The sequence below is a fragment of the Aeromonas sp. MdU4 genome, assembly GCF_041929505.1.
Lineage (GTDB): Bacteria > Pseudomonadota > Gammaproteobacteria > Enterobacterales > Aeromonadaceae > Aeromonas.
The window spans coordinates 1-22,254 of sequence record NZ_JBHFMW010000016.1; the positions used below are offsets into that span (position 1 = coordinate 1).

The window sequence follows — 22,254 nt, forward strand, 5'->3', positions numbered from 1 at the left end:
ATGCACGATGTTGATAGATTTTTCCAAGATGCATGGCTTGGGCAATGACTTCATGGTGGTGGATGGCGTCACCCAGAAGGTATTTTTCAGCAATGACGTCATCAAGAAGTTGGCAGATCGCCACTTCGGGATCGGTTTTGACCAGCTGTTGCTGGTAGAGCCCCCCTATGACCCTGAACTCGACTTTCACTATCGCATCTTCAATGCCGATGGCAGCGAGGTGGAGCAGTGTGGCAACGGCGCCCGCTGTTTTGCCCGTTTCGTGCGCCTCAAGGGGCTGATCAACCGGGATCGCATCGCGGTCAGCACCGCCCGCGGCCGCATCGTGCTGCAGCTGGAAGGGGAGAATCAGGTCACGGTCAACATGGGGGTGCCCCAGTTCGAGCCGGGCAAGATCCCGTTCCGGGCCCAGAAGGCAGAAAAAACCTATCTGCTGCGGGCGCAGGAACATACCGTGATGTGCGGTGTCGTCTCCATGGGTAACCCTCACTGTGTGATCGAGGTGCCTTCGGTCGCCGATGCGCCGGTCGAGACGCTGGGTGCCATCATGGAGCGTCACGAGCGTTTTCCCGAGCGGGTCAACGTCGGCTTTGCCGAGATGATCAATGCCTCCGAACTCAAGCTGCGGGTGTTCGAGCGCGGGGTGGGCGAGACCCTGGCCTGCGGCACCGGTGCCTGTGCGGCAGCGGTGATTGGTATCAGTCAGGGCAAGCTCAAGGAGCGAGTCACCGTCACTCTGCCGGGTGGCAAGCTGACCATCGCCTGGAAGGGGCCGGGTCAGCCGGTCTATATGACAGGTCCCGCCGAGCATGTGTTTGACGGACAGATAGAGGTTTAGCCGGATAAAGGTGCAGGTATGGGGGGCGCAGGCCCCCTTTGCCCATGATGTCGGGGCAGCGAGCCCCATTTCTCTGATGGATCAACCAATTTATGAGCGAACTCAAACGGCAGGAGCAAGCGGTGGATGAAGCCACTGTGCTGGAGTACCTGGCCCGTTATCCCGAGTTTTTCCAACGCCATGCCGCCGTGCTGGACAGGATCCGTATTCCCCATGAACGCAAAGGGTCGGTCTCGCTGGTTGAACGCCAGCTGGAGCGTCAGCGCGAGCGGATCGAACAGCTGGAGCAGGAGATCACCGAATTGATGGGGATCGCCAGCGAAAACGAGCGGATCTTCCGGGTTTATGCCGATCTTTATGGCGAGCTGTACGGTTGTCAGACCCTGTTCGAGGTGAGTGCCGTGATGGGCAAAGCCTTCGTTCAGCGGCTGCGCCTGACCGGGTTGCGGCTCTGGCTCAATCCGAAAAAATTCGCCCTGAGCGGGCCGGAGCAGCGTTTTCTGGCGCAGGGCAAGCAGCTCGAATCCTTGCTGGGTCAGCGTCTACCTGGGCAGGATTACTACTTTGGCCGCCTGAACCAGAGTGAGAAGCAGGCGCTGTTTGGCCACGACGTGCTGGTCAATTCGGTCGCCCTGATGCGGCTCGGCGATCTCGGCGTGCTGGCCTTCGCCAGCTCGGATCCTGGCCATTTCACCCCCCACAATGACACCCTGCTGCTGGGTCAGCTGGGCCGTCTGCTACAGTTGCGTCTGCCCGAGCTGACTCATGGCTAGAACACCGGCCAGGGTGCCCGCCAAGGCTCCCGCTGTCGAGCCGCCACTGCCCGCGGCACTGGCGGGCGAGCTGGCCGCCTTTATCGAATACCTGAGGGTCGAGCGTCAGCTCAGCCCTCATACCCGCAATAACTATCAAGCCCATCTGGAGGCGATGACCGCCGAGCTGGTGACGTTGGGTCTGGTCGACTGGGGCCAGCTCGAGGCGAGTCAGGTGCGTACTCTGGTGACCCGGATGCACAAAGCGGGCCTTGCTCCTCGATCCCTTGCCACCAAGGTCTCTGCCCTGCGCAGTTTTTGCGACTGGCAGGTACGGCAGGGGCGGCTCACCGCCAATCCGGCCCGTGGCATCGTTACCCCCAAACAGGGGCGACCGCTGCCGAAAAACCTCGATGTGGACGAGATGTATCAGCTGCTCAACATCACCGACGAGCAGGATCCGTTGGCTGTGCGGGATCGCGCCATCATGGAGCTGATGTACTCGTCCGGGCTGCGTCTTGCCGAGCTGGTGGGGATTAATCTGGTGGATCTGAAGCTCGACGATCGTCAGCTCAAGGTGACCGGCAAGGGCTCGCGGGAGCGGGTGCTGCCCATCGGCCGGATGGCGGTCGAGTGGCTGCAGAAGTGGCTCAAGGTGCGCCCGTTGCTGGCCGGGGACGAGAGCGAGGCACTGTTTGTCTCCAGTCGCAAGCAGCGGCTGTCGGCCCGCTCGGTGCAGGCCCGCCTCGATGGCTGGGGCAACAAACAGGCGCTCAACGCCCACGTCCATCCCCACAAGCTGCGCCACAGCTTCGCCACCCATATGCTGGAGTCCTCCGGCGATCTGCGGGCGGTGCAGGAGCTGCTGGGACACGCCGACCTCTCCACCACCCAGATCTATACCCACCTCGACTTTCAGCATCTGGCCAAGGTTTACGACAGCGCCCACCCAAGGGCCAAGCGTGACCCGGATGCGCAGGACGATGAATAACGGGCCCTGAGCCCCGTTGCAGAGGAGAGTCCATGCACTTCTATCGCCGCTGGCAGCCGGTTGCTGCCATCTCGTTTGACCTCGATGACACCCTCTATGATAACGGCCCCGCCATCGTGCGCGCCGAGCAGTGGATGCTGAGCCATCTGCGCAGCGAATATCTGGCCACTGCCATGCTCGACCAGCCGCGCTGGCTGGAACTCAAGCGCAGTGTGCTGAACGGCGCTCCCGAGCTGCGCCACGATGTCAGTCTGGCGCGCCAGCAGACCATCCGCGCCGCCATGGTCGCGGGGGGGATGGCCGACCAGCAGGCCAGTCGCGAGGCGGAGCAGGTATTTGCCGCTTTTCTGGCAGAGCGCTCGAAGATCGAGGTGAGCGAGTCCACTCATCAGCTGCTGGTCAGACTGGCCGAACGCTACCCGCTGGTGGTCATCACCAACGGCAATCTGGATCTGGCGCAGGCAGGGCTGGATCGCTACTTCACGCTGGTCTGCAAGGCGGGGGCGGGCGCCAGAATGAAACCGGCGCCGGATATGTTTGAGCAGACTCGCAGCGCCCTCAAGCTGCCAGCGGAGCGGATCCTCCATGTCGGGGATCATCCCGAGACTGATGTATTGGGTGCCCGCTTGCACGGTTTTCGCGCCGCCTGGCTCAACGAACGGCAACTGCCGTGGCAACAGCTGCAACAGCTGCCGGATGTGGAGTTGAACGCCTTGGGGGAGCTGGCCGAGCTGCTGCTTTGATAGCCCATGTGCCCGTGAGGGTATGAGAGACGGATGGCGAGGTTGTACGACAACCCCGCCATCCTGGTTTATCTGCCGCCAAACAGCTTCATCAGCTTGTCGAGCAGATCAAGCTGATGCGGCGGATGTTTCATGGACTCCGCCTCCCGCTCCAGCAGCGCCTGCTGCTCCTGCTGACGGTCGCTCAGCACCCGATAAAGTGGCTCGACCAGCGACTCACGCTGGGCAACCAGCTCCTGAAACATTGCCTGATTGATGCGGTAGGTCTCGACCGTGGCCACCGCCCGCACGGTGAAGGTGCTGGGCTCGCCGGTGAGCAGGCTCAGCTCGCCAAAGAAGTCGCCAGCCCCGAGGGTGCCCAGTTTAAGATCCCGTCCCTCGACGTTGACCACCATCTCGGCTTCCCCTTTGACCAGCACGAACAGCCAGCTTGAAACCTCTCCCTGCTCCAACATAACGTCGCCGCTAACGAAGGGGGCGAACTTCACCTGATCGGCCAGCTGCAGCAACTCGTTCTCCTGCAACATGGCAAACAGCGGCAGCTTGCGCAACGTGTCGGTACGCTCGGCGGTATGGCGTTTGTGGCGAGCATCCAGGTGTTGCTTCTCTTTGGCCATAAAGACGTTGAAGATCGGCGGCGTGAGACGCCGATCGTTGCGACGCAGTGCGGCATCGATAAGGCTGCGTACCATGGAGTCGGTCGGGTCGTCACGAGCCAGATCGGTGAGCCAGTAGCGTACCGCATAGCGGGCGATTCCCCCTTCGACGTTCATCAGCAGGCAGTCCGGTTGTGGATGTTTGGCGACGCAGGGGAGCTTGGTCTCCCGCAGGGACTTCTCGATCAGCGCGATTATCTGGGTGGGCAGGGTATCCAGCGTCAGATCGAACCAAACCCAGCGTCGCCACTGGAGCGGTTCGCCACGGCGACGGCCGAGCACGGTGAAGCGCTGTTTGAGCAGGTGGCTGTTGGGGATGACAACGGTCTCCCAGTTGCGGGTCTCAATGGTGGTGGCGCGCCAGTTGATCTCGACGACGCGTCCCTGGGTGGTGTCCACCTGCAGCCAGTCACCGATAGCGATGGAGCTGTCGAGCTGGATCGAGACCCCGGCCAGCAGGTTGCCGAGGGTGTCCTGCATGGCAAAGGCGATGACCGCGGTGATCACCGCCGAGGTAGTAACAATCTCTCCCAGCGCCATACCGGAGGCGTAGAGGCGAAACAGTCCCCAGCTGATATAGCCGATGGTGATGACGATGTCGGCGATGATCCGCGGGATCCTGACATGACAGAGGGGGAGCAGGAATTCGAACAGCAGGATCCCCCAGATTTTCACCAGTACCAGACCGGCCAGCAGGGTGGAGATCTCCACCAGCAAATGGTGGGGGAGCGGGAGCTTGAACCAGCCTCCTTCCAGCTGGATCAGGACGATGACCACTATGCTCATCATCACGAAGCCGAGCTCGGAGAGCAGCTCCCGTCGTTGGCCGGGCCGACGCCAGAAGTGGATCAGCATGAGCATGACCGTGAGCAGAGTCCAGAATGGATGCTCACCGATCCAGAGCAGGGTGGGTAGCGCAGTGAGATTATCGCCAAACATAGCAACTCCTTGGCACTGTTTACCTCCAGCATAGCTGTTCCATGGCAGAGAAATGGTGCGCAGATGTGCCATTTTATTTATGCTGTTCTCAATAGTTTCAGGGAGGGAACCGGTGCAATTATCAAAGAAAATCATCTGCTTGATTATGCTCATGCCGTTGGTTGGCTGCGACCTGCTGGTGGATCGCTATCGGGTGGAGTTCAGGGATGGCTCCTGGCGCGAGATCGCCATTACCCCCTTCTCCAGCGAAGCGAGCTGGCGCGAGGGGTGTGCCACCGGCGAGGTATTGAGCGACATGAAAGTGCCCATCAAGCGCGGTGACAAGGTCAATGGTCGTGAGCAGTTGTTGATCGGCGGCGAGAAGTTCGAGTTGGATGACAACAACCTCTACCGCAGCAACGGCATGGTGTTTGGCCAATCCCCTGATCATATCCAGCGTGGGCTCAAGGGGATGGATATCTGCCGCACTCTGCGCCCCGAGCGGGGCGGGCTACCCAAGCTCAAGGCGCGAGGTTTTGGCGACTGACCCTGTTGCAGGGTTAGCTGTTTGCCGTCAGCGCACGGCGTTGGCGGCAGGCCTCGCCAAACGCCTGGAAAATCTTGATGGAGTAAGGGTTCTCGTTTGCTTTCCACTCAGGGTGCCACTGCACCGCCAGCAGGAAGGGAGATATAACGGGGGCATGGATCGCCTCGATAAGACCATCTTCGGCGTGGGCCAGTGGTTCCAGCCCACTTCCCAGCGTTTTGATCCCCTGTCCGTGCAATGAGTTGACGGCAATCCGCTCTTCGCCGATGAGATCGGCAAACCAGCTGCCGGAGACCAGATTGATCTGGTGGCTCTCACCATACTGGTCGTCCACCGGATCGTCCGAATCTTCCCGATGATCGTCATAGCCCGGCTCGCTATAGACCTTCTGATGAATGTCTCCTCCCAGTGCCACGTTGATCTCCTGCATGCCACGGCAGATCCCGAGGATCGGTAGTCCGCGCGCCAGCGCGCCCTTGATGAGCGGCAGATCGAACAGATCGCGGTCCCGGTCCTGCTGTTTCTCCGGGGTGAGGTTCTCTTGCCCGTAGAGCGCCGGATCTATGTTGGAGCCTGCTCCGCTCAGATAAACGCCATCCGCCAGATCCAGATACTGTTCCAGATCGGCGGTGCCGCAGCAGGTGGGTACCAGCAGCGGAATACATTGGCTTAGTTCTACCAGTGGCATGATGTATTTATGGGTCATCACCTGATAGGCGTGACCGTTGCGGGGCTGGGCGCCCATGGTCATCAAGACGACGGGTTTACGGTTGGAGGGGAGTGAAGGCGTTGACATAGGGCACCTGAGTTATCCTTGGCGTTGAATTCGCATCCTGCGCCTTGGGTAGACCCTTGCAAGCCGGTTGGGCAAGGGCATGCCTCAAGGCATGGTCACGGGAACCGGTATCGTGTGGGGCTAGAATCGTCAGTCAGCCTCGACAGCAACAGCCTGGATCCTTGTCTCAGTCTGCCAAGGCCGTTCAATATGTCAAACGAAATGATGCATGATTGTTAATTGATATGTTTGGCTCTGCTCTGAAGTGGCGATTTAACGGGAAGTAGCAGATGGTCACTCATGGTTTGGGTGGCAGAGTGGTGGATATATTAAACGCACAGGGATGGCGGGGAATGGGGCGGGGTAAAGGCATCAATGGAAGCACGCCTCCGCAAGGGAGGCGTGCATCGGGGATCACAGCAGATCTTCAATCTCGCCGCGCAGATACTGGTAAATCTCGCGGAAGGCAACGGGGGGTTTGTTCAGCTCCCGCTCCTTGTTGGCATTGCGGATCAACTGGCGCAGCTTCTGGCGATCCAGCTCGTGGAACTGGGACATCAGCTCGTTGAGGGCGCTGTCACCTTCGGTGATCAGGCGCTCACGCCACTGCTCCAGACGGTGCAGGCGGGCATTTACGGTGGAGTGACGATTCTTGAAGATCGACAGGGCTTCGACGATCGGCTCCGGGTCGCGGCTGCGCATCAGGCGGCCGATGAACTGCAGATGGCGACGGTAGGATTCGTCTTTCTTCGGCTTGAGCTTGCGGCCCAGTTCGATCGCCTCAGCCAGCTCTTCGTCCATCGGAACTTTTTCCAGTTCGCTATGGCTAAGGTTGACCAGATCATCGCCCATTTTTTGCAGTGCTTCGGCATCGCGCTTCAGCTGGCTCTTGCTGGGGCCCCAGTCTTCGAACTCGTTGTCGTCTTGATATTGACTCATCGGTCTCTTGATTCCTGTCATTCACGTTTGGTGGATATGTTACCAGCTTCTCCCGCTGGGCGCAGGGGTCTGATATGCTTACCCCCTTTCCTTCTTTCATACAGATGTGAGTTATGGATCAGCAAGACCAAATCCGCCAGGATCAAGCCCATCTCGAGGCCGTGGTTGCCGAGGCCCTGGAGATAGCCAAGGGACTGGGCGCCTCGCTGGCCGAAGTCTCCATCAGCAAGCAGACCGGGCTGTCGGTGAACACCCGGGGTTGTGAACTGGAAAGCATTGAATTCAATAAAGATGGAGCCCTCGGCATCGCCGTCTATCGCGATGGTTGCAAGGGGTCATCTTCTACTACCGATTTGAGCAAATCCGCCATTCGTGCTGCCGTCGAAGCGGCCATCGAGATTGCTCGCCACACCTCGGCCGACGATTGCGCCGGTCTGGCAGATGCCGAGCTGCTGGCCTGGGATGCCCCCGATCTGCAACTGTGTCACCAGGTCGAGCTGGATCCCCAGCGTGGTATCGAGCTGGCTATCGAGTGCGAGCGGCTGGCGCTCGGCCGTGATGCCCGGATCAAACACTCAGACGGGGCCGGTTTCTCCAGCCACCTCGGTATCAAGGTCTATGGCAACAGCCACGGTTTCGTCAAAGGCTATGCGGCATCGCGCAACTCTCTGAGCTGCGTGCTGATTGGTGAGCAGGATGGCGATATGCAGCGGGATTACGGCTACTCCTCCAGCCGTACTCTCGACGGGCTCTGGAGCCCGCAGCGCATCGCCGACGAAGCCGTTGAGCGTACCGTTTCCCGCCTCGGCGCCCGCAAGATCTCGACCCGTCATGCGCCGGTGCTGTTCCACCCCGATACCGCCTCCGGCCTGTGGGGCCATCTGGTGATGGCGATCAGCGGTGGCAACCTCTATCGCAAGTCGAGCTTCCTGCTCGATAAGTTGGGCAAGCAGATCCTGCCCGAGTGGCTCACCATTCAGGAGTTTCCCCACCTGCTGGGCGGTCTCGCCAGTACCCCGTTTGATGGGGAAGGGGTGCGGACTCGCGATATGGACATTATCCGTAACGGCGAGCTGATGAGCTGGCTGCTTACCTCCTACTCTGCTCGCAAGCTGGGGCTGACCACCACGGGTCATGCCGGTGGCATCCACAACTGGCAGGTCTCCAGTACCGGTCAGGATTTTCAGGGCATGCTCAACGAGATGGGGACCGGCCTGCTGGTGACCGAGCTGATGGGGCAGGGGGTCAATATCGTCAATGGCGACTACTCCCGCGGTGCAGCCGGTTTCTGGGTCGAAAATGGCGAGATCGCCTATCCGGTCGAGGAGATCACCATCGCCGGCAATCTGGCCGAGATGTTCAGCCATATCGTGGCGGTGGGCAGTGACGAGGATGAGCGCTCCAGCCTCAAGACCGGCTCGGTGCTGGTGGAGAATATGAAGCTGGCGGGGCACTGATCCCTCTCTTAAGGGAACTGAAGCCATGAAAAAGGCCCCCTCGCCAACGCGAGGGGGCCTTTTTATCGGCCAGCGATCAGGGGGCTATCAGCCCTTGATGCGCTCGATGCGGCCACCCAGACCCTGCAGTTTGTGCTCGATGTCTTCGTAGCCACGGTCGATGTGATAGATACGGTCGACGATGGTGGAGCCTTCGGCCACGAAGCCAGCCAGCACCAGACTGGCGGAGGCGCGCAGGTCGGTCGCCATTACCTGGGCACCCTTGAGCTGCTCGGTGTCGCGGCAGATGGCCACATTGCCTTGCAGTTCGATGTCTGCGCCCATCCGTACCAGCTCGGGAACGTGCATGAAGCGGTTCTCGAAGATGGTCTCGGTGACCATGCCGGTGCCTTTGGCGACGGCATTCAGCACGGTGAACTGGGCCTGCATGTCGGTCGGGAAGGCCGGGTAGGGGGCTGTCTTGATGGTGACCGGCTTGAGGGTGCGGCCAGTCATGTCGAGGGTGATCCAGTCGTCACCCTTCTCAATCAGAGCGCCAGCCTCTTCCAGCTTGACCAGTACTGCTTCCAGCAGGGTCGGGTCGGTCTTGCGGCAGGTGATCTTGCCGCCGGTGACCGCGGCGCCCACCAGGAAGGTACCGGTTTCGATACGGTCAGGCTGCACGCTGTAGTTGCCGCCGTGCAGACGCTCGACACCGTCGATGGTCAGGGTGTCGGTGCCCGCGCCCTGAATGTTAGCTCCGAGTGCATTGAGGAAGTTGGCCAGATCGACCACTTCCGGTTCGCGCGCGGCGTTTTCGATCACGGTACGGCCATCAGCCAGGGTAGCAGCCATCATCAGGTTTTCGGTACCGGTGACGGAGACCATGTCCATCAGGATGTGGGCGCCTTTCAGGCGGCCATCGACACGGGCCTTGATGTAACCATCTTCGATGGTGATCTTGGCGCCCATCAGCTCCAGGCCGTGGACGTGCAGGTTGACCGGACGGGCACCGATGGCACAACCGCCGGGCAGGGAGACGTCAGCAGCACCGAAACGGGCGGCCAGCGGGCCGAGCGCCAGAATGGAGGCGCGCATGGTCTTCACCAACTCGTAGGGTGCAACGTGGTTGTTCACCGCACCGGTCAGCACGGTCACATTGCCGTTGACCTTGGTGGTCGCGCCCAGCATCTCCAGCAGCTTGATGGTGGTGCCCACATCTTTCAGGCGTGGCACGTTGGAGAGGTGTACCTCTTCATCACACAGCAGGGTCGCGAACAGGATCGGCAGGGCAGCGTTTTTGGCGCCGGAGATGGTCACTTCGCCGTTAAGAGTACAACGACCATCGATTTTGAATTTGTCCATTTTTACTTCGTTACCAAATCAGGAGGGCAGTAGGAATTTACGTTCGCGCTTCCACTCGGCTTCGGTGAAAGCCTTGATGGAGAGGGCGTGAATGGCGTTGCTGGCGATCTTGTCCATCAGCGGGGCATAGATAGCCTGCTGCTTCTTGACCCGGCTCATGCCGTCAAACATGTCACCGACGGCGATCACTTGGTAGTGACTGCCATCTCCTTTGACATGGACTTCGGACAATGGCAGAGCCTCGAGGAGTATCGCTTCAATTTCAGAGACTTGCATTATGCGTCCTCAGTTGTGAGCGGGGTTGACTGAAACAAATCGGCCACCCCGTAAAGGTTGGCCAGGGTATAGAAATCACTGGAGGCGCCCACCAGTTGCGGTGTGGCGCCTCGCGCTAATACGGCTTTCGCCCATTTGACCAGCAGCGCCAGTCCGGCGGAGTCAAGGGTGGTGACGCCGTCGAGTTCGAGTCGGTCATTTTGCCACCACTCGGTACGGCGTAGCCACAGGTCATTGACCTGTGGCGCCTGCAGCTCACCGCAGAGGGTCATTTCTTGAGCACCAGCGGCTTGGCGTTGTGTTCACGCAGTTGGGCGATCACCGCATCGATGCCATTCTGGCGAATGAGTCCGCCCAGTTCGCTCTGCTTGGCGGAGAGCAGGCTGATCCCCTCGGCCACCATATCGAAGGCTTTCCACTCGCCGGTCTTGTTGTTCTTGCGCAGTTTGAACTCGAGGAAGATGTCCGGCTTGCCCGCCTCTTTCACGCTGACGCTGACGGCAGTGATGTTGCCATCGGGAGCCTTGCCTGGCTCGACCTTGACTGTCTGCTTGTCGAAGTGGGCCAGCGCATCGGCGTAGGAGCTCACCATGTACTCGGTGAACACATCGACGAAGGCATTGCGCTGTGCCTCGTTGGTCTGCTTGATCTGGTTACCCAGCACCTTGTAGGCGGCGAAGCGGTTGTCCACGTAGGGCAGCAGCTCTTCGCGGATGATCACCCGCAGGTGATCCGGGTTGCTCTTCACCTGCGCATGGTCGGCTTTCAGGCGGGCAAAGGTCTGTTTGGCGGCCTGGTCTACCAGCGCATAGGGGTCGGTCGCATCGACCGCTGCCTGGGCAGACAGGGAAAAGAACATGCTGGTCATCAAGCCCAGCAGCAGGGCAATCTTCTTGAACATGGTTACTCCTTCTTGCTGTCTGATTTGCTGTCGGACGATTGGCTATACAGGAACTTGCCAATCAGATCTTCCAGCACGATAGCGGATTTGGTGTCTTCAATCAGGTCGCCCTCCTTGAGCATGCCGGTACCCATCTCCTCATCGCTGAAACCGGGCATCAGGCCGACGTACTGCTCGCCGAGCAGACCGGAAGTGAGGATGGAGAGGGTGCTGGTATCGGCAAACTCACCGGCACTCTTTTGCATCAACAGGGTGACTTCGGGAACCTGGGTTTTCGGGTCCAGAGCTATGTCGCTGACTCGACCCACCACCACACCGCCGACCTTGACCGGCGAGCGAACTTTCAGGCCGCCGATATTATCGAAATGCGCGCGCAGGGTATAGGTTTCTCCTTCCGGTTTGAAGCTCAAACCGGCCACTTGCAGTGCCAGCGCCAGAACGGCAGCTATGCTGGCCAGCATGAAGGCGCCGACCAGGAATTCTACTTTGCTGAACTTCATCGTTACCTTATCCAAACATGACTGCAGTGAGTATAAAATCCAGGCCGAGTACGGCGAGGGATGAGTGGACCACTGTGCGGGTCGTGGCCTGACTGATCCCGGCCGAGGTGGGCTTGGCATCATAGCCGTTAAAGAGGGCAATCCAGGTGATCACCAGAGCGAAAATCAGGCTCTTGATGGCGCCCTGCATGATGTCTTCCCCCCAGTCGACGGAGGACTGCATGGCAGACCAGAAGCCCCCTTCGTCTACCCCGAGCCAATCCACCCCGACCAGCTTGCCGCCGAAGATGCCGATCAGACTGAACATGAAGGCCAGCAGCGGCATGCTGATGACCCCGGCCCAGAAGCGGGGCGCCACCACCCGACGCAGCGGATCGACAGCCATCATCTCGAGGCTTGAAAGCTGCTCGGTTGCCTTCATCAGGCCAATTTCGGCTGTCAGGGCCGAACCGGCGCGGCCAGCAAACAGCAGCGCCGTGACCACCGGACCCAGCTCCCGCAGCAGGGAGAGGGAGACCAGCGGGCCCAGGCTCTGCTCGGCACCAAAATCTTTCAGTACGTTGTAACCCTGCAGCGAGAGCACCATGCCGATGAACAGACCGGAGACCAGAATAATGGCCACCGACTGCACACCCACCACATACAACTGCTGGATCAGCAGCGGGAAGTGCTTGCGCGGCTCGGGTTTGCCCGCCAGTGCATGAAACAACATGATGGTGGCGCGACCGACGGAACTGATAAACCGCACTCCGACCAGCCCCAGCTTGCTTATTTGACTTATCAACATCAGAGATCCTGTAGCAGATCGCCTGCCGGAAAATGAAACGGAACAGGACCGTCGGGCAAACCTTTGAGGAACTGCTCGACCTCGGGATTGTGCTCTTCGCGCAGCTGCTCCGGTGTGCCGTGCGCCACCACCTTGCGGTTGGCGATGATGTAGGCGTAGTCGGCGATGCTGAGCACCTCTTTTACGTCATGGGTGACGATGACGGAGGTGATGCCGAGAGCATCGTTCAGATCCTTGATCAGCTTGACCAGCACCGCCATGGTGATGGGATCCTGGCCGACGAACGGCTCGTCATACATGATGAGGTCGGGATCGAGCGCAATCGCCCGCGCTAGCGCTGCCCGGCGCGCCATGCCGCCGGAGAGCTCGGAGGGCATCAGTTTCGCCGCGCCGCGCAAGCCCACCGCCTGCAGCTTCATCATGACGATGGTGTGGATCAGCTCTTCCGGCAGGCCGGAGTGCTCCCGCAGCGGGAAGGCCACGTTGTCGTAGACCGTCATGCCGGTAAAGAGGGCGCCGCTCTGGAACAGCATGCTCATCCGCTTGCGCACCTCGTAGAGGCGACTGCGGGAGAGGGTGGGGATATCTTCCCCGTCAAACAGGATGTGACCGGACTCCGGCTTGATCTGGCCACCGATCAGCCGCAGCAGGGTGGTTTTACCTATGCCGCTCGGGCCCATGACGGCGGTCACCTTGCCACGAGGAATGGTCAGGTTGATCCCGTCATACAGCAGCCGATCTCCGTGACTGAAGGTCAGATCGGAGATGGTGATCAGGTCATTGTTCAAACAATTGTCCATCCGGTGTAAATGAGGTGCGAATTTTATGGGCTAGTCTAGGTCTAAGCAACAGCAAGGAACAACTATTGAACAGGCCGTCAGCCTCTTGGCGCGACAGTTTTCTGTAACAAAGTGCGTCATCAGTAGCGGGGTTCACCATCCGATTCGCTTATCCGGACAGACTTTTTTATAATCCCGCAGCTAATTTCGGCCCGGAGCTGTGTCTTTATGTCTGTAAAGCCTGAGAAAGTGTCTGAACTGTTCGATTTTCGTCGCAGTGCCCGTGCGGTGCTGGACATAGAAAAGCAAGCCATTGATGGTCTCTATCAGTACCTGAATGATGCCTTCGACAAGGCGTGCGAGATGGTGCTGTGCTGTGGTGGCAAGATAGTGGTCACCGGGATGGGCAAGTCGGGCCATATCGGCAGCAAGATTGCCGCAACCCTGGCTAGTACCGGCACTCCTGCCTTCTTCCTCCACCCGGGGGAAGCGAGCCACGGCGATCTGGGCATGGTCTCCAGCGGTGACCTCATTATCGCCATCTCCAACTCCGGCGAGAGCGATGAAATTCTGGCCCTGCTGCCGGTGCTCAAGCGCCGCGGTATTCCGCTCATCTGCATGACTGGCAATCCGGCTTCCACCATGGCCAAAGAGGCCAACGTGCACTTGTGCATCAAGGTGGAGAAAGAGGCCTGCCCGCTGGGTCTGGCGCCCACCTCCAGCACTACCGCAACTCTGGTGATGGGCGATGCGCTGGCGGTGGCCCTGCTGGAGGCGCGCGGCTTTACCGCCGACGATTTCGCGCTCTCTCATCCGGGCGGCTCCCTTGGCAAGCGTCTGCTGCTGCGGGTCGGTGACCTGATGCACCGCGGCGAGCTGTTGCCCCGGGTGGGGATAGATGCCACCATCAGCGAAGCACTGCTGGAAGTGAGCCGTAAAGGGCTCGGTATGACCGCAGTGGTTGACCAGCACGGTCTGCTGGCAGGGCTCTTTACCGATGGCGACCTGCGCCGCATTCTCGACCAGCAGATCGATATTCATTACACCCCCATCAGCCGTGTGATGACGGCCAACTGTGTTACCGTAGGCCCAGAGATGATGGCAGCAGAAGCCGTCAAGCTGATGGAAACAAGGAAAATCAACGGATTACTGGTGGTGGATGGGGACAAGCGCCCGCTCGGCGCCTTCAACATGCACGACCTGCTGAAAGCCGGAGTAATTTGATGCAAAACGTACCGACCCTCTATGGTCCGGTGACGCGCAGCCAGTATGACAAGGCGGCGCAAATCCGCCTGTTGGTGTGCGATGTGGATGGGGTGCTCTCCAACGGCCTCATTTACATGGGAAACAACGGCGAAGAGCTGAAAACCTTCTGTACCCGCGATGGTGCAGGCATGCGAGCCCTGCTCAATGCCGGGATCGAGATCGCCATCATTACCGGGCGCAACTCCCGCATCGTCAGTGATCGGATGAAGAGCCTGGGTGTGACTCACGTGGTACAGGGGGCCGATAAAAAGTTGCCCCACTTCGAAGCGCTGCTGGCCAAGCTGGGTCTGACACCGGAACAGGCCGCTTATATGGGTGATGACACCATCGATCTGCCGGTGATGCAGGCCTGTGGCCTCGGTATCGCCGTGGCCGATGCCCATCCGCTGGTCCTGAGTCGTGCCGATCTGGTGACTCGTCTAGGTGGTGGTATCGGGGCGGTACGCGAGGTGTGCGATCTTATCCTGCAGGCGCAAGGACATGGCGACTACCAGCCAGAGGCATCGGTATGAGCAGACAGACCCTGTTGTTTGCGCTGTTGTTGTTGGTGGCTCTGGTTGCCTGGCAACTGGGCAAGGTGGAGCTGGTACCGGAAACTGTGGTTAAAACCGAGCACTATCAGCCCGATTTTGTCGCCAGAGATCTGGTGACGACCCGTTTTGATATCAATGGCAAGCGCACCGAGCGGTTGGAATCGAGCTATGCCGAGTACTACCAGACTCTGGAGCAGGCAACCTTCGAGCAGCCGGTAGTCTACATGTTTGATGAACAGGGTGACGCCGAATGGAAGGTGACAGCCGAAAACGGTGTGCTCAATACCGATGACAACGTGATCCTGCGGGACAAGGTGCATCTGGATGGTCTGCTCCCCGATTCCTTCATCTCCACGCTGGATACGCCTTATCTGGAGCTGGATCTGGTGACGCAGGATGTGCGCAGCAACCGGCAAGTGAACATTCTGGGTCGGGATTTCCAGACCCAAGGGGTTGGCCTGAAGGGCCATCTGGATCGCAAATATTTTGAGTTACTGGATCAAGGCCATGCCATCTATTTCAATGAAAAACGCTAATCTGGCCCTCGCAGCCCTGTTGCTGTGCGGCGCGGTGAGTGCCAAAGAGTCTGACTTCACCGAGAAGGTCTATGTCGATGCCGTCAAGCAGGTGGCCGAGATGCAGGACAACCGCATCACCTTTGAGCAGGATGTCATCATTACTCAGGGCACCATCAAGATCCACGCTGACAAAGTCGTGGTGACCCGTTCCGGCGAGAAAGGGGCTGAGGTGATGACTGCTTATGGCAAGCCCGCCACCTTCTTCCAGATCCTGGATAACGGCAAGCCGGTCAATGCTCACGGCAACAGCATTCGCTATGAGTTGAAGAACCGTCTGGTGATTATTACTGGCAATGGTCAGCTCAAGCAGGAAGATAGCCAGGTTAATGGCGACCTGATCCGCTATGACATCGTCAAACAGAAGATGATTGCCGAGAGCAAGAGCCCGAACCAGCGGGTTAAAACCGTGTTCCTGCCGGATCAGGTAGAGAATTTCGATAAGCCCGCCGACCAGAAGAAGCAGGGAAAATAAGCCATGGCAGTGTTAAAAGCAGTGGGCCTGCAGAAGAGCTACAAGCGTCGCATGGTGGTGAGTGACGTGAGTCTGGAAGTTGGCACTGGCCAGATCGTCGGTCTGCTCGGCCCCAACGGTGCGGGCAAGACCACCTCTTTCTACATGATTGTGGGGCTGATACAGCGTGATGCCGGTCTCATCACCATTGATGATCAGGATATCAGCCTGCAACCGATGCACGTGCGGGCCCGCAACGGTATCGGTTACCTGCCTCAGGAAGCCTCCATCTTCCGCCGCCTGTCGGTATTCGACAACCTGATGGGGGTGATGCAAACCCGCAAGGGATTGAGTCGTGAGGAGCGGGAGGACAAGGTCCAGCAGCTGCTGGAAGAGTTCAATATCACCCACATTCGCGACAACCTGGGCCAGAGCCTCTCTGGTGGTGAGCGGCGGCGAGTCGAGATCGCCCGCGCCCTGGCCGCCGAGCCACGTTTTATTCTGCTGGACGAGCCATTTGCAGGTGTCGACCCAATTTCTGTGATAGACATCAAGAAGATCATCCAGCACCTGAAAGATAGGGGCCTCGGTGTCTTGATTACCGACCACAACGTCAGAGAGACTCTGGACGTATGTGAGAAGGCCTATATCGTCAGCCACGGCAAGATGATTGCCGAAGGTGCACCGGCTGACATCCTCGCCGATGAGCAGGTCAAGCGCGTCTATTTGGGCGATCAATTCAGTCTATAGTAAGGGGGCATGCCTTCATTTCCTTTGACGTGTGCCTCGCTGAACACAAGGATATCCCGACGTAGATGAAGCCGACATTACAGTTGCGTCTCGGTCAGTCCCTGACCATGACGCCGCAATTACAACAAGCGATTCGTCTGCTACAGCTCTCCACGCTGGAACTTCAGCAGGAAATTCAGCAAGCGCTCGAAAACAATCCTTTGCTGGAGCAGGAAGAGAGCGAAGTGCTGGAGACCAGCCCTGAGGCGCAGGTCGATGCCAGCCAACTGGACTCCAGCGATGCCATGGCTCAGGAGCAGATGCCGGACGAGTTGCCGGTAGACACCACTTGGGACGAAGTCTACTCAGCCGGTACCGCCCAGAGCGCGGGCCCTATCCACGATGGGGAAGATACCGTCTATCAGGGGGAGACCACCGAAAACCTGCAGGATTATCTGCTGTGGCAGATGCGCCTAACGCCATTCAGTGATGTGGATGCCGCTATTGCGCTCGCCATCATCGATGCCATCGACGAATCCGGTTATCTGACTGTTGCGCTGGAGGATATCCAGGCTGCTGTCAGTAGCGATGAGGTGGAGGTTGAGTTGGACGAAGTGGCTGCAGTCCTCAAGCGGGTGCAGCATTTCGATCCGGTTGGCATTGCCGCCCGTTCGGTACAGGAGTGCCTGCTGATCCAGCTGGAGCAGTACGACCCGCAAACTCCCTGGCTCAATGAGGCCAAGGAAGTCATTCTCGAGCACATGGAACTGCTCGGCAACCGCGATTACCGTACCCTCGCTCGCAAGATCAAACTCAAGGAGAGCGACCTCAAGGAGGTGCTCGATCTGATCCAGTTGCTGGAGCCGCGTCCCGGTAACGGCATTATCCAGAGTGACTCCCAGTATGTGATACCGGATGTCTCTGTGGTCAAAAAGGGCAATAAATGGGTGGTCGAACTCAATCCCGATTCCGCCCCCCGCATTCGGGTCAACGAGGCCTATGCCGCGATGGCCCGCAATGCGCGCAGTAGCACCGACACCCAGTTTATTCGCTCCCATTTGCAGGAAGCCAAGTGGTTTATCAAGAGCCTGGAGAGTCGCAATGACACCCTGCTGAAAGTAGCCAGTTGCATTGTCGAGCAGCAACAGGGCTTTTTCGAGTATGGTGAAGAGGCGATGAAACCCATGGTGCTCAACGATATCGCCGAAGCCGTAGAGATGCATGAATCCACCATTTCCCGGGTGACCACCCAGAAATATATGCATACCCCACGGGGCATTTTCGAACTGAAGTTTTTTTTCTCCAGCCATGTGAACACCGAAGGAGGAGGAGAGTGCTCATCGACCGCAATCCGCGCGCTCATCAAAAAGCTGGTGACGGCAGAAAATCCTGTCAAGCCGTTAAGTGATAGCAAGATCGCGGATTTGCTGGCCGAACAGGGTATTATGGTGGCGAGACGCACGATCGCTAAGTACCGCGAATCCTTGTTTATCCCACCTTCCAATCAGCGCAAACGCCTGGTTTAGGCAAAACAAAAGGATGATGTTATGCAAATTAACCTGACCGGACACCATGTCGAGATTACCGAAGCTCTGCGTGATTATGTGAATAATAAATTTGCCAAACTCGAGCGTCACTTTGACCACATCAACAACGTGCATGTGGTGCTTAGCGTGGAAAAACTGAACCAGATAGCGGAAGCCAAATTGCATGTCAGCGGGGGTGAGGTATTCGCCAATTCCGAGCATGCCGATATGTATGCTGCGATAGACATCTTGCTCGACAAGCTGGACAGGCAGATCATCAAGCACAAAGATAAGTTAAATAAAAAATAACTATGCAACTTGAACACATACTGAGTCGGGACTGCACCAAGAGTGCAGTCCCTTGTACCAGCAAGAAACGGGCCCTCGAAATCATCAGCGAGCTGGCCGCAGAACGCCTTGGCACTTCCCGTCAGGCGCTGTTTGAATGTTTGCTGGCCCGCGAAAAAATGGGTAGTACCGGGATCGGTGCCGGTATTGCGATCCCCCACGGTCGCATTGACGATGAATTCCCTCCCACCGCCATCCTGATGACCTTTGCTGACCCTATCCCTTTTGATGCTATCGACAATCAACCGGTTGACCTGCTGTTTGCCTTGCTGGTGCCGGAAAGTGAGTGCAAACAGCATCTCAAGACCCTTTCCCTGATGGCTTCCAAGCTGGGTGACAAGGCGGTCTGCCGCCAGTTGCGTCAGGCAACCAGCGATGAAGAACTCTATCAGATCATGACTTCGGCCTGACGTTCAGGCCGTTCGATGACACACCTGCTTTGGCGTGAGGGAACAAGATGCAGTTAATCGTGGTGAGTGGACGTTCGGGCTCCGGTAAAACGGTAGCCCTGCGAGTACTTGAGGATCTGGGCTACTACTGTGTAGACAATCTGCCGGTCAACCTGCTGCCCCAGCTGATCGTTTCGGTCGAGAGCCAGTACGACAAGCTGGCAGTCAGTATCGACGTACGCAACCTGCCGAGCGATCCGGAAAAACTGGAGAACCTGCTGGCGCAGGTGCGTAACGAAGGGCGGGTCGAATTCACCAGCTTCTTCTTCGATGCGGATAACGGCACCTTGCTCAAGCGTTATGGTGAGAGCCGCCGCTTGCATCCCCTGTCGCGCAACAAATTGTCGCTGGATGAGGCGATCCGGGAAGAGACCCACCTGTTGGCACCCATCTCCTCGACTGCCGACCTGCGTATTGACACCACCACCCTCAGCATTCACGACCTGAGCGAGCTCATCAAAACCCGGGTGCTCGGCAAGAAAGAGAACGAACTGGTGTTGGTGTTCGAGTCGTTTGGTTTCAAATACGGCATTCCCAAAGATGCTGACTTTGTGTTCGATGCCCGCTTCCTGCCTAATCCGCACTGGATCCCCGAGCTCAAGCCCTTTACCGGCAAAGATGAGCCGGTTGCCAACTATCTCTCTGCTCAGGCCGACGTGATGCTGTTTACCCAGCAGATTGAGAGCATGTTGGCGACCTGGTTGCCCCATCTGGAGCGCAATAATCGCAGCTACCTCACGGTCGGTATTGGTTGCACCGGTGGTCAGCACCGCTCGGTCTTTATCGCTGAACGGTTGGCCAGCGCTTTCCGCCTGCTCGGCAAGAACGTGCAGATCCGCCATCGCACCCTCGACAAGAGTGCACCCCAATCCTGATGGGCAAATAGGACGACTCGATGACTGTTTCTGCCTCGGTTGAAGTGAAAAACAAGCTGGGCATTCATGCCAGACCGGCCATGATGCTGTTCGAGCTGGTACAGGGTTTCGATGCTCATGTCCTGCTGCGCAATGAAGATGGAGTAGAGGCCGATGCGGACAGCATCATCGGCCTGTTGATGCTCGATTCTGCGCAGGGACGGCAGGTGGAAGTACAGGTGGAGGGCCCCGAAGAGGTCGAGGCCCTGGCCGCTGTGGTGGAGTTGTTTACCTCCGGCTTTAACGAGGAGTAGTCACTCCCCGCTCGGTTTTATGAGCCCGTCCTGGCCAGCGTTTTGAAGCTGGCAAAATCGTGACAAGCCAGCAGATTTTTGCTGGCTTTTTCGTTCATGAATGCCAGAAACAGGTCATAGAGGCCCATCGCCTCCTCGTAGTCGGCCTTGCTGATGGCCAACACGAAGATCAGCGTGGCAATCTCACCATTCCCCCATTCGATTCCCTGTGGTGCCAACACGGTGTAAACCAGGGTGCGGCGTGCCAGTAGACCGAGGGAGTGGGGCAGGGCAATGCCTTCTCCCAGCATGGTAGAGACGATCCGCTCCCGCTCCTGCAGTGAGGCTCTGAAGCCGCTCTCCACCAGCTCTTCCCTCTCCAGTTGATCGCAAATACGAGCAAACAGTTCTGCTTGAGTGAACGGTTCTTTGACAACCATGAAGTGGTCGGCATCGAAATATTTGTCGAGCATGTAGGGGCGAGTGCGGTCGATCAGCACCAGTTTGCCGAGCTGTTCCAGCTGGTACTGGGTCGGGAAGGGGGCAACGAGTACCACGGGGGCGTTTTTTTCGTTCACCTTGACGGTACTGATGACAAAGTCCTGCTCGATCTCCGCTAGTCCCTCGTAATCTCGCACCGACTCGAGCGTGGTTAGTTGCAGCTGGGGATACTCCCGTTTGATGCGCGCCTCCAGCACCCGGAAGGTGGCATTGCCTGCATCGCATAACAGTAGCGCCTGGGGGCGTCTGGTGTAGCCAATATCGTAGTGGCGCTCCAGCCCGACCCCGATATGGATCACCAGATAGCCTATCTCGTGGTGGGTCAGCCGGTAGGGGGTCTGCTTTATCCACTCCGAGATGGCGGCTAGCGTGATGTCGTAGGCGAGGGGATAGTATTGCTTGATGTGGTCGGCCAATGGATTGTGGTTGCCGATCTGATATTTGACCCGTAGCAGCATGGCGCTGATATGAGTCTGCAGATCGGCCCGAAGTTGCCGGTCATTCCGCAGGTCATAGGGATAGTGCTGGTGAATGTACGCCAGCAGATGCTCGACCAGCTGTTCGCTCTCGGCCGCCATGGCCGGGCTAAGCTGAGGCGTTTCGGCAATCAGGCGTGCCTGGATTTGGATGCCGAGGCAGGCGATCTCCTCTTCGCCCGGCGGGGTCAGAGTCGGCAGTTCGCCATAGATGTCGCGAGCGACCGCCAGCAGAGGGGCGGTGAGATCTTCGCTGACAAACTGGCGCAGCTCGTGGCCAGCCGCCTGACGCAACAGGGCGACGGCGCAGTAGATGGCGAGTTGTTGCTGGCTCTCGTCGGTCAGACGCAGGTGATGGTGGTTCAGCTGGCCATGAATGTGATTGCCCACTATCTCTAGCGTTTTACTGGGGCAGAGAGTCGGTAGCAGGCTCTGCAGTGGGTGGTTGTGTAGTAATTCCTGACTGAGCAGCTGAGTCAGGCAGGCCCGGATCGCTGTTTCGCTCCCCTGTATTCGCATCCCTAGTCGGGGCTTGCTCTCGACTAGCAGCCCGAAATGGGCCAGCTGTTCACGTACCTCCGTCATATCCCCCTGTAGTGCCGTTCTGCTCAGATACCAGGTATCAGCCAGGTCATCTAGCTTGATCCCCTGTTCCGCCGTCAGCAGCAGGATCTGCAGATGCAATACCCGCTCGCGACTGGTGCGCGGTAGCGTGCTCTCCTGCTCCTGAGCAGCCAGTAACTCATCGAACAGTCCCTGATTGTAGATCTTCAGCTGATAGCCGCTGCCACGCTGGTGGATCAGGTGGGCGCCGTGTGTGGCAATCAGTTCGTTGAGGGTCGCCACATCGGTGCGCACTGTGCGGGTGGAAACATTGAGGCGGCGTGCCAGCTCCTCCTGCGGTAACGGTTCGGCATGGAGCTGGGTCAGCAATTGGTGAAGTCTGGGGTGGGGCAGCTTGATCATGAAGGGGGAGGGATCTCCTGTCGCACGAGAAAGGATCGATGGTAACAAGCCTGCCATCACTAGGCCAGGCACCGGTCAGTG

The 22,254-nt window shown here is 58.6% G+C and carries 27 protein-coding genes; 16 read left to right on the forward strand and 11 right to left on the reverse strand.

The window, feature by feature from the left end; translation table 11 throughout:
* Positions 1–7: 7 nt before the first annotated feature.
* From dapF to ACE1BR_RS08465, 4 genes are all read left to right on the forward strand, one after another.
* Complete coding sequence (gene dapF, locus ACE1BR_RS08450) at positions 8–838, forward strand: diaminopimelate epimerase (RefSeq protein WP_374869562.1); 831 nt, start codon at positions 8–10, stop codon at positions 836–838.
* Positions 839–930: 92 nt separating this feature from the next.
* A complete protein-coding gene (locus ACE1BR_RS08455) occupies positions 931–1,611 on the forward strand; it encodes a DUF484 family protein (protein ID WP_374869315.1) in 681 nt (226 codons plus the stop codon).
* Positions 1,604–2,581, forward strand: a complete 978-nt coding sequence (gene xerC / locus ACE1BR_RS08460; protein WP_374869317.1) for a tyrosine recombinase XerC — start codon at positions 1,604–1,606, stop codon at positions 2,579–2,581. The genes ACE1BR_RS08455 and xerC overlap by 8 nt, the downstream gene beginning before the upstream one ends.
* Positions 2,582–2,613: 32 nt before the next feature.
* Positions 2,614–3,324, forward strand: a complete 711-nt coding sequence (locus ACE1BR_RS08465) for an HAD-IA family hydrolase (protein ID WP_374869319.1) — start codon at positions 2,614–2,616, stop codon at positions 3,322–3,324.
* A 68-nt stretch (positions 3,325–3,392) separates the two neighbouring features.
* On the opposite strand, the gene ACE1BR_RS08470 is transcribed toward ACE1BR_RS08465, so the two are convergent.
* The gene (locus ACE1BR_RS08470; RefSeq protein WP_374869321.1) at positions 3,393–4,919 is read right to left on the reverse strand and encodes a cyclic nucleotide-binding domain-containing protein; all 1,527 of its coding nucleotides are present in this window, start codon (positions 4,917–4,919) and stop codon (positions 3,393–3,395) included.
* A gap of 145 nt (positions 4,920–5,064) precedes the next feature.
* Here ACE1BR_RS08470 and ACE1BR_RS08475 point away from each other — a divergent pair, with 145 nt between their 5' ends.
* Positions 5,065–5,445, forward strand: a complete 381-nt coding sequence (locus ACE1BR_RS08475; RefSeq protein WP_374869564.1) for a hypothetical protein — start codon at positions 5,065–5,067, stop codon at positions 5,443–5,445.
* Between the two features lie 13 nt (positions 5,446–5,458).
* On the opposite strand, the gene ACE1BR_RS08480 is transcribed toward ACE1BR_RS08475, so the two are convergent.
* Entirely contained in the window at positions 5,459–6,241 is a 783-nt protein-coding gene (locus tag ACE1BR_RS08480) for a gamma-glutamyl-gamma-aminobutyrate hydrolase family protein (protein ID WP_374869323.1), read from the reverse strand.
* A gap of 393 nt (positions 6,242–6,634) precedes the next feature.
* Positions 6,635–7,159: a ribosome biogenesis factor YjgA gene (gene yjgA / locus ACE1BR_RS08485; RefSeq protein WP_374869325.1), complete on the reverse strand. Its 525-nt coding sequence runs from the start codon at positions 7,157–7,159 to the stop codon at positions 6,635–6,637.
* A 113-nt stretch (positions 7,160–7,272) separates the two neighbouring features.
* Here yjgA and pmbA point away from each other — a divergent pair, with 113 nt between their 5' ends.
* Positions 7,273–8,616, forward strand: a complete 1,344-nt coding sequence (gene pmbA / locus ACE1BR_RS08490; protein ID WP_374869327.1) for a metalloprotease PmbA — start codon at positions 7,273–7,275, stop codon at positions 8,614–8,616.
* Between the two features lie 87 nt (positions 8,617–8,703).
* On the opposite strand, the gene murA is transcribed toward pmbA, so the two are convergent.
* From murA to mlaF, 7 genes are read right to left on the reverse strand one after another with little or no spacing between them, the layout of a single operon-like run.
* Positions 8,704–9,960 (reverse strand): UDP-N-acetylglucosamine 1-carboxyvinyltransferase, encoded by a 1,257-nt coding sequence (gene murA, locus ACE1BR_RS08495; protein ID WP_374869329.1) that lies wholly within the window; start codon positions 9,958–9,960, stop codon positions 8,704–8,706.
* Between the two features lie 18 nt (positions 9,961–9,978).
* A complete protein-coding gene (gene ibaG, locus ACE1BR_RS08500) occupies positions 9,979–10,236 on the reverse strand; it encodes a BolA family iron metabolism protein IbaG (protein ID WP_026456362.1) in 258 nt (85 codons plus the stop codon).
* Positions 10,236–10,508: a lipid asymmetry maintenance protein MlaB gene (locus tag ACE1BR_RS08505; RefSeq protein ID WP_374869332.1), complete on the reverse strand. Its 273-nt coding sequence runs from the start codon at positions 10,506–10,508 to the stop codon at positions 10,236–10,238. The genes ibaG and ACE1BR_RS08505 overlap by 1 nt, the downstream gene beginning before the upstream one ends.
* Complete coding sequence (locus ACE1BR_RS08510; RefSeq protein WP_374869334.1) at positions 10,505–11,137, reverse strand: ABC transporter substrate-binding protein; 633 nt, start codon at positions 11,135–11,137, stop codon at positions 10,505–10,507. Before ACE1BR_RS08510 ends, ACE1BR_RS08505 begins: the two co-directional genes overlap by 4 nt.
* 2 nt (positions 11,138–11,139) lie before the next feature.
* Positions 11,140–11,637 carry an outer membrane lipid asymmetry maintenance protein MlaD gene (mlaD, locus tag ACE1BR_RS08515; protein WP_374869336.1) on the reverse strand — a complete coding sequence of 166 codons (498 nt, stop codon included), beginning with the start codon at positions 11,635–11,637 and terminating at the stop codon, positions 11,140–11,142.
* Positions 11,638–11,644: 7 nt separating this feature from the next.
* Complete coding sequence (gene mlaE / locus ACE1BR_RS08520) at positions 11,645–12,424, reverse strand: lipid asymmetry maintenance ABC transporter permease subunit MlaE (RefSeq protein ID WP_374869338.1); 780 nt, start codon at positions 12,422–12,424, stop codon at positions 11,645–11,647.
* Positions 12,424–13,224, reverse strand: coding sequence for a phospholipid ABC transporter ATP-binding protein MlaF (gene mlaF / locus ACE1BR_RS08525; RefSeq protein WP_374869340.1), 801 nt, complete (start codon positions 13,222–13,224; stop codon positions 12,424–12,426). The genes mlaE and mlaF overlap by 1 nt, the downstream gene beginning before the upstream one ends.
* Before the next feature lie 207 nt (positions 13,225–13,431).
* On the opposite strand from mlaF, the gene ACE1BR_RS08530 reads away from it, so the two are divergent.
* From ACE1BR_RS08530 to npr, 10 genes are all read left to right on the forward strand, one after another.
* Positions 13,432–14,427, forward strand: a complete 996-nt coding sequence (locus ACE1BR_RS08530; protein WP_374869342.1) for a KpsF/GutQ family sugar-phosphate isomerase — start codon at positions 13,432–13,434, stop codon at positions 14,425–14,427.
* Positions 14,427–14,981: a 3-deoxy-manno-octulosonate-8-phosphatase KdsC gene (gene kdsC / locus ACE1BR_RS08535; RefSeq protein ID WP_374869344.1), complete on the forward strand. Its 555-nt coding sequence runs from the start codon at positions 14,427–14,429 to the stop codon at positions 14,979–14,981. The genes ACE1BR_RS08530 and kdsC overlap by 1 nt, the downstream gene beginning before the upstream one ends.
* A complete protein-coding gene (lptC, locus tag ACE1BR_RS08540) occupies positions 14,978–15,538 on the forward strand; it encodes an LPS export ABC transporter periplasmic protein LptC (RefSeq protein ID WP_374869346.1) in 561 nt (186 codons plus the stop codon). The genes kdsC and lptC overlap by 4 nt, the downstream gene beginning before the upstream one ends.
* Positions 15,525–16,052 (forward strand): lipopolysaccharide transport periplasmic protein LptA, encoded by a 528-nt coding sequence (lptA, locus tag ACE1BR_RS08545; RefSeq protein WP_374869566.1) that lies wholly within the window; start codon positions 15,525–15,527, stop codon positions 16,050–16,052. The genes lptC and lptA overlap by 14 nt, the downstream gene beginning before the upstream one ends.
* A 3-nt stretch (positions 16,053–16,055) precedes the next feature.
* Positions 16,056–16,781, forward strand: a complete 726-nt coding sequence (gene lptB / locus ACE1BR_RS08550) for an LPS export ABC transporter ATP-binding protein (protein ID WP_374869348.1) — start codon at positions 16,056–16,058, stop codon at positions 16,779–16,781.
* Between the two features lie 65 nt (positions 16,782–16,846).
* A complete protein-coding gene (locus tag ACE1BR_RS08555; protein WP_374869350.1) occupies positions 16,847–18,286 on the forward strand; it encodes an RNA polymerase factor sigma-54 in 1,440 nt (479 codons plus the stop codon).
* A 21-nt stretch (positions 18,287–18,307) separates the two neighbouring features.
* The gene (hpf, locus tag ACE1BR_RS08560; RefSeq protein WP_033138199.1) at positions 18,308–18,595 is read left to right on the forward strand and encodes a ribosome hibernation promoting factor; all 288 of its coding nucleotides are present in this window, start codon (positions 18,308–18,310) and stop codon (positions 18,593–18,595) included.
* 2 nt (positions 18,596–18,597) lie between these two features.
* Positions 18,598–19,044 (forward strand): PTS IIA-like nitrogen regulatory protein PtsN, encoded by a 447-nt coding sequence (gene ptsN, locus ACE1BR_RS08565; protein ID WP_042061522.1) that lies wholly within the window; start codon positions 18,598–18,600, stop codon positions 19,042–19,044.
* Between the two features lie 47 nt (positions 19,045–19,091).
* Positions 19,092–19,958, forward strand: a complete 867-nt coding sequence (gene rapZ, locus ACE1BR_RS08570) for an RNase adapter RapZ (protein ID WP_374869352.1) — start codon at positions 19,092–19,094, stop codon at positions 19,956–19,958.
* Positions 19,959–19,978: 20 nt separating this feature from the next.
* Positions 19,979–20,251: a PTS phosphocarrier protein NPr gene (gene npr / locus ACE1BR_RS08575; protein ID WP_005336318.1), complete on the forward strand. Its 273-nt coding sequence runs from the start codon at positions 19,979–19,981 to the stop codon at positions 20,249–20,251.
* 17 nt (positions 20,252–20,268) lie between these two features.
* Here npr and ACE1BR_RS08580 read toward each other — a convergent pair whose 3' ends face one another.
* Positions 20,269–22,173 carry a BglG family transcription antiterminator gene (locus ACE1BR_RS08580; protein WP_374869354.1) on the reverse strand — a complete coding sequence of 635 codons (1,905 nt, stop codon included), beginning with the start codon at positions 22,171–22,173 and terminating at the stop codon, positions 20,269–20,271.
* Positions 22,174–22,254 lie beyond the last annotated feature (81 nt).

Coding starts and splice junctions, on each gene's coding strand:
- dapF (WP_374869562.1), top strand. CDS start 8: ATGTTGATAGATTTTTCCAAGATGCATGGCTTGGGCAATGACTTCATG.
- ACE1BR_RS08455 (WP_374869315.1), top strand. CDS start 931: ATGAGCGAACTCAAACGGCAGGAGCAAGCGGTGGATGAAGCCACTGTG.
- xerC (WP_374869317.1), top strand. CDS start 1,604: ATGGCTAGAACACCGGCCAGGGTGCCCGCCAAGGCTCCCGCTGTCGAG.
- ACE1BR_RS08465 (WP_374869319.1), top strand. CDS start 2,614: ATGCACTTCTATCGCCGCTGGCAGCCGGTTGCTGCCATCTCGTTTGAC.
- ACE1BR_RS08470 (WP_374869321.1), bottom strand. CDS start 4,919: ATGTTTGGCGATAATCTCACTGCGCTACCCACCCTGCTCTGGATCGGT.
- ACE1BR_RS08475 (WP_374869564.1), top strand. CDS start 5,065: ATGCTCATGCCGTTGGTTGGCTGCGACCTGCTGGTGGATCGCTATCGG.
- ACE1BR_RS08480 (WP_374869323.1), bottom strand. CDS start 6,241: ATGTCAACGCCTTCACTCCCCTCCAACCGTAAACCCGTCGTCTTGATG.
- yjgA (WP_374869325.1), bottom strand. CDS start 7,159: ATGAGTCAATATCAAGACGACAACGAGTTCGAAGACTGGGGCCCCAGC.
- pmbA (WP_374869327.1), top strand. CDS start 7,273: ATGGATCAGCAAGACCAAATCCGCCAGGATCAAGCCCATCTCGAGGCC.
- murA (WP_374869329.1), bottom strand. CDS start 9,960: ATGGACAAATTCAAAATCGATGGTCGTTGTACTCTTAACGGCGAAGTG.
- ibaG (WP_026456362.1), bottom strand. CDS start 10,236: ATGCAAGTCTCTGAAATTGAAGCGATACTCCTCGAGGCTCTGCCATTG.
- ACE1BR_RS08505 (WP_374869332.1), bottom strand. CDS start 10,508: ATGACCCTCTGCGGTGAGCTGCAGGCGCCACAGGTCAATGACCTGTGG.
- ACE1BR_RS08510 (WP_374869334.1), bottom strand. CDS start 11,137: ATGTTCAAGAAGATTGCCCTGCTGCTGGGCTTGATGACCAGCATGTTC.
- mlaD (WP_374869336.1), bottom strand. CDS start 11,637: ATGAAGTTCAGCAAAGTAGAATTCCTGGTCGGCGCCTTCATGCTGGCC.
- mlaE (WP_374869338.1), bottom strand. CDS start 12,424: ATGTTGATAAGTCAAATAAGCAAGCTGGGGCTGGTCGGAGTGCGGTTT.
- mlaF (WP_374869340.1), bottom strand. CDS start 13,224: ATGGACAATTGTTTGAACAATGACCTGATCACCATCTCCGATCTGACC.
- ACE1BR_RS08530 (WP_374869342.1), top strand. CDS start 13,432: ATGTCTGTAAAGCCTGAGAAAGTGTCTGAACTGTTCGATTTTCGTCGC.
- kdsC (WP_374869344.1), top strand. CDS start 14,427: ATGCAAAACGTACCGACCCTCTATGGTCCGGTGACGCGCAGCCAGTAT.
- lptC (WP_374869346.1), top strand. CDS start 14,978: ATGAGCAGACAGACCCTGTTGTTTGCGCTGTTGTTGTTGGTGGCTCTG.
- lptA (WP_374869566.1), top strand. CDS start 15,525: ATGAAAAACGCTAATCTGGCCCTCGCAGCCCTGTTGCTGTGCGGCGCG.
- lptB (WP_374869348.1), top strand. CDS start 16,056: ATGGCAGTGTTAAAAGCAGTGGGCCTGCAGAAGAGCTACAAGCGTCGC.
- ACE1BR_RS08555 (WP_374869350.1), top strand. CDS start 16,847: ATGAAGCCGACATTACAGTTGCGTCTCGGTCAGTCCCTGACCATGACG.
- hpf (WP_033138199.1), top strand. CDS start 18,308: ATGCAAATTAACCTGACCGGACACCATGTCGAGATTACCGAAGCTCTG.
- ptsN (WP_042061522.1), top strand. CDS start 18,598: ATGCAACTTGAACACATACTGAGTCGGGACTGCACCAAGAGTGCAGTC.
- rapZ (WP_374869352.1), top strand. CDS start 19,092: ATGCAGTTAATCGTGGTGAGTGGACGTTCGGGCTCCGGTAAAACGGTA.
- npr (WP_005336318.1), top strand. CDS start 19,979: ATGACTGTTTCTGCCTCGGTTGAAGTGAAAAACAAGCTGGGCATTCAT.
- ACE1BR_RS08580 (WP_374869354.1), bottom strand. CDS start 22,173: ATGATCAAGCTGCCCCACCCCAGACTTCACCAATTGCTGACCCAGCTC.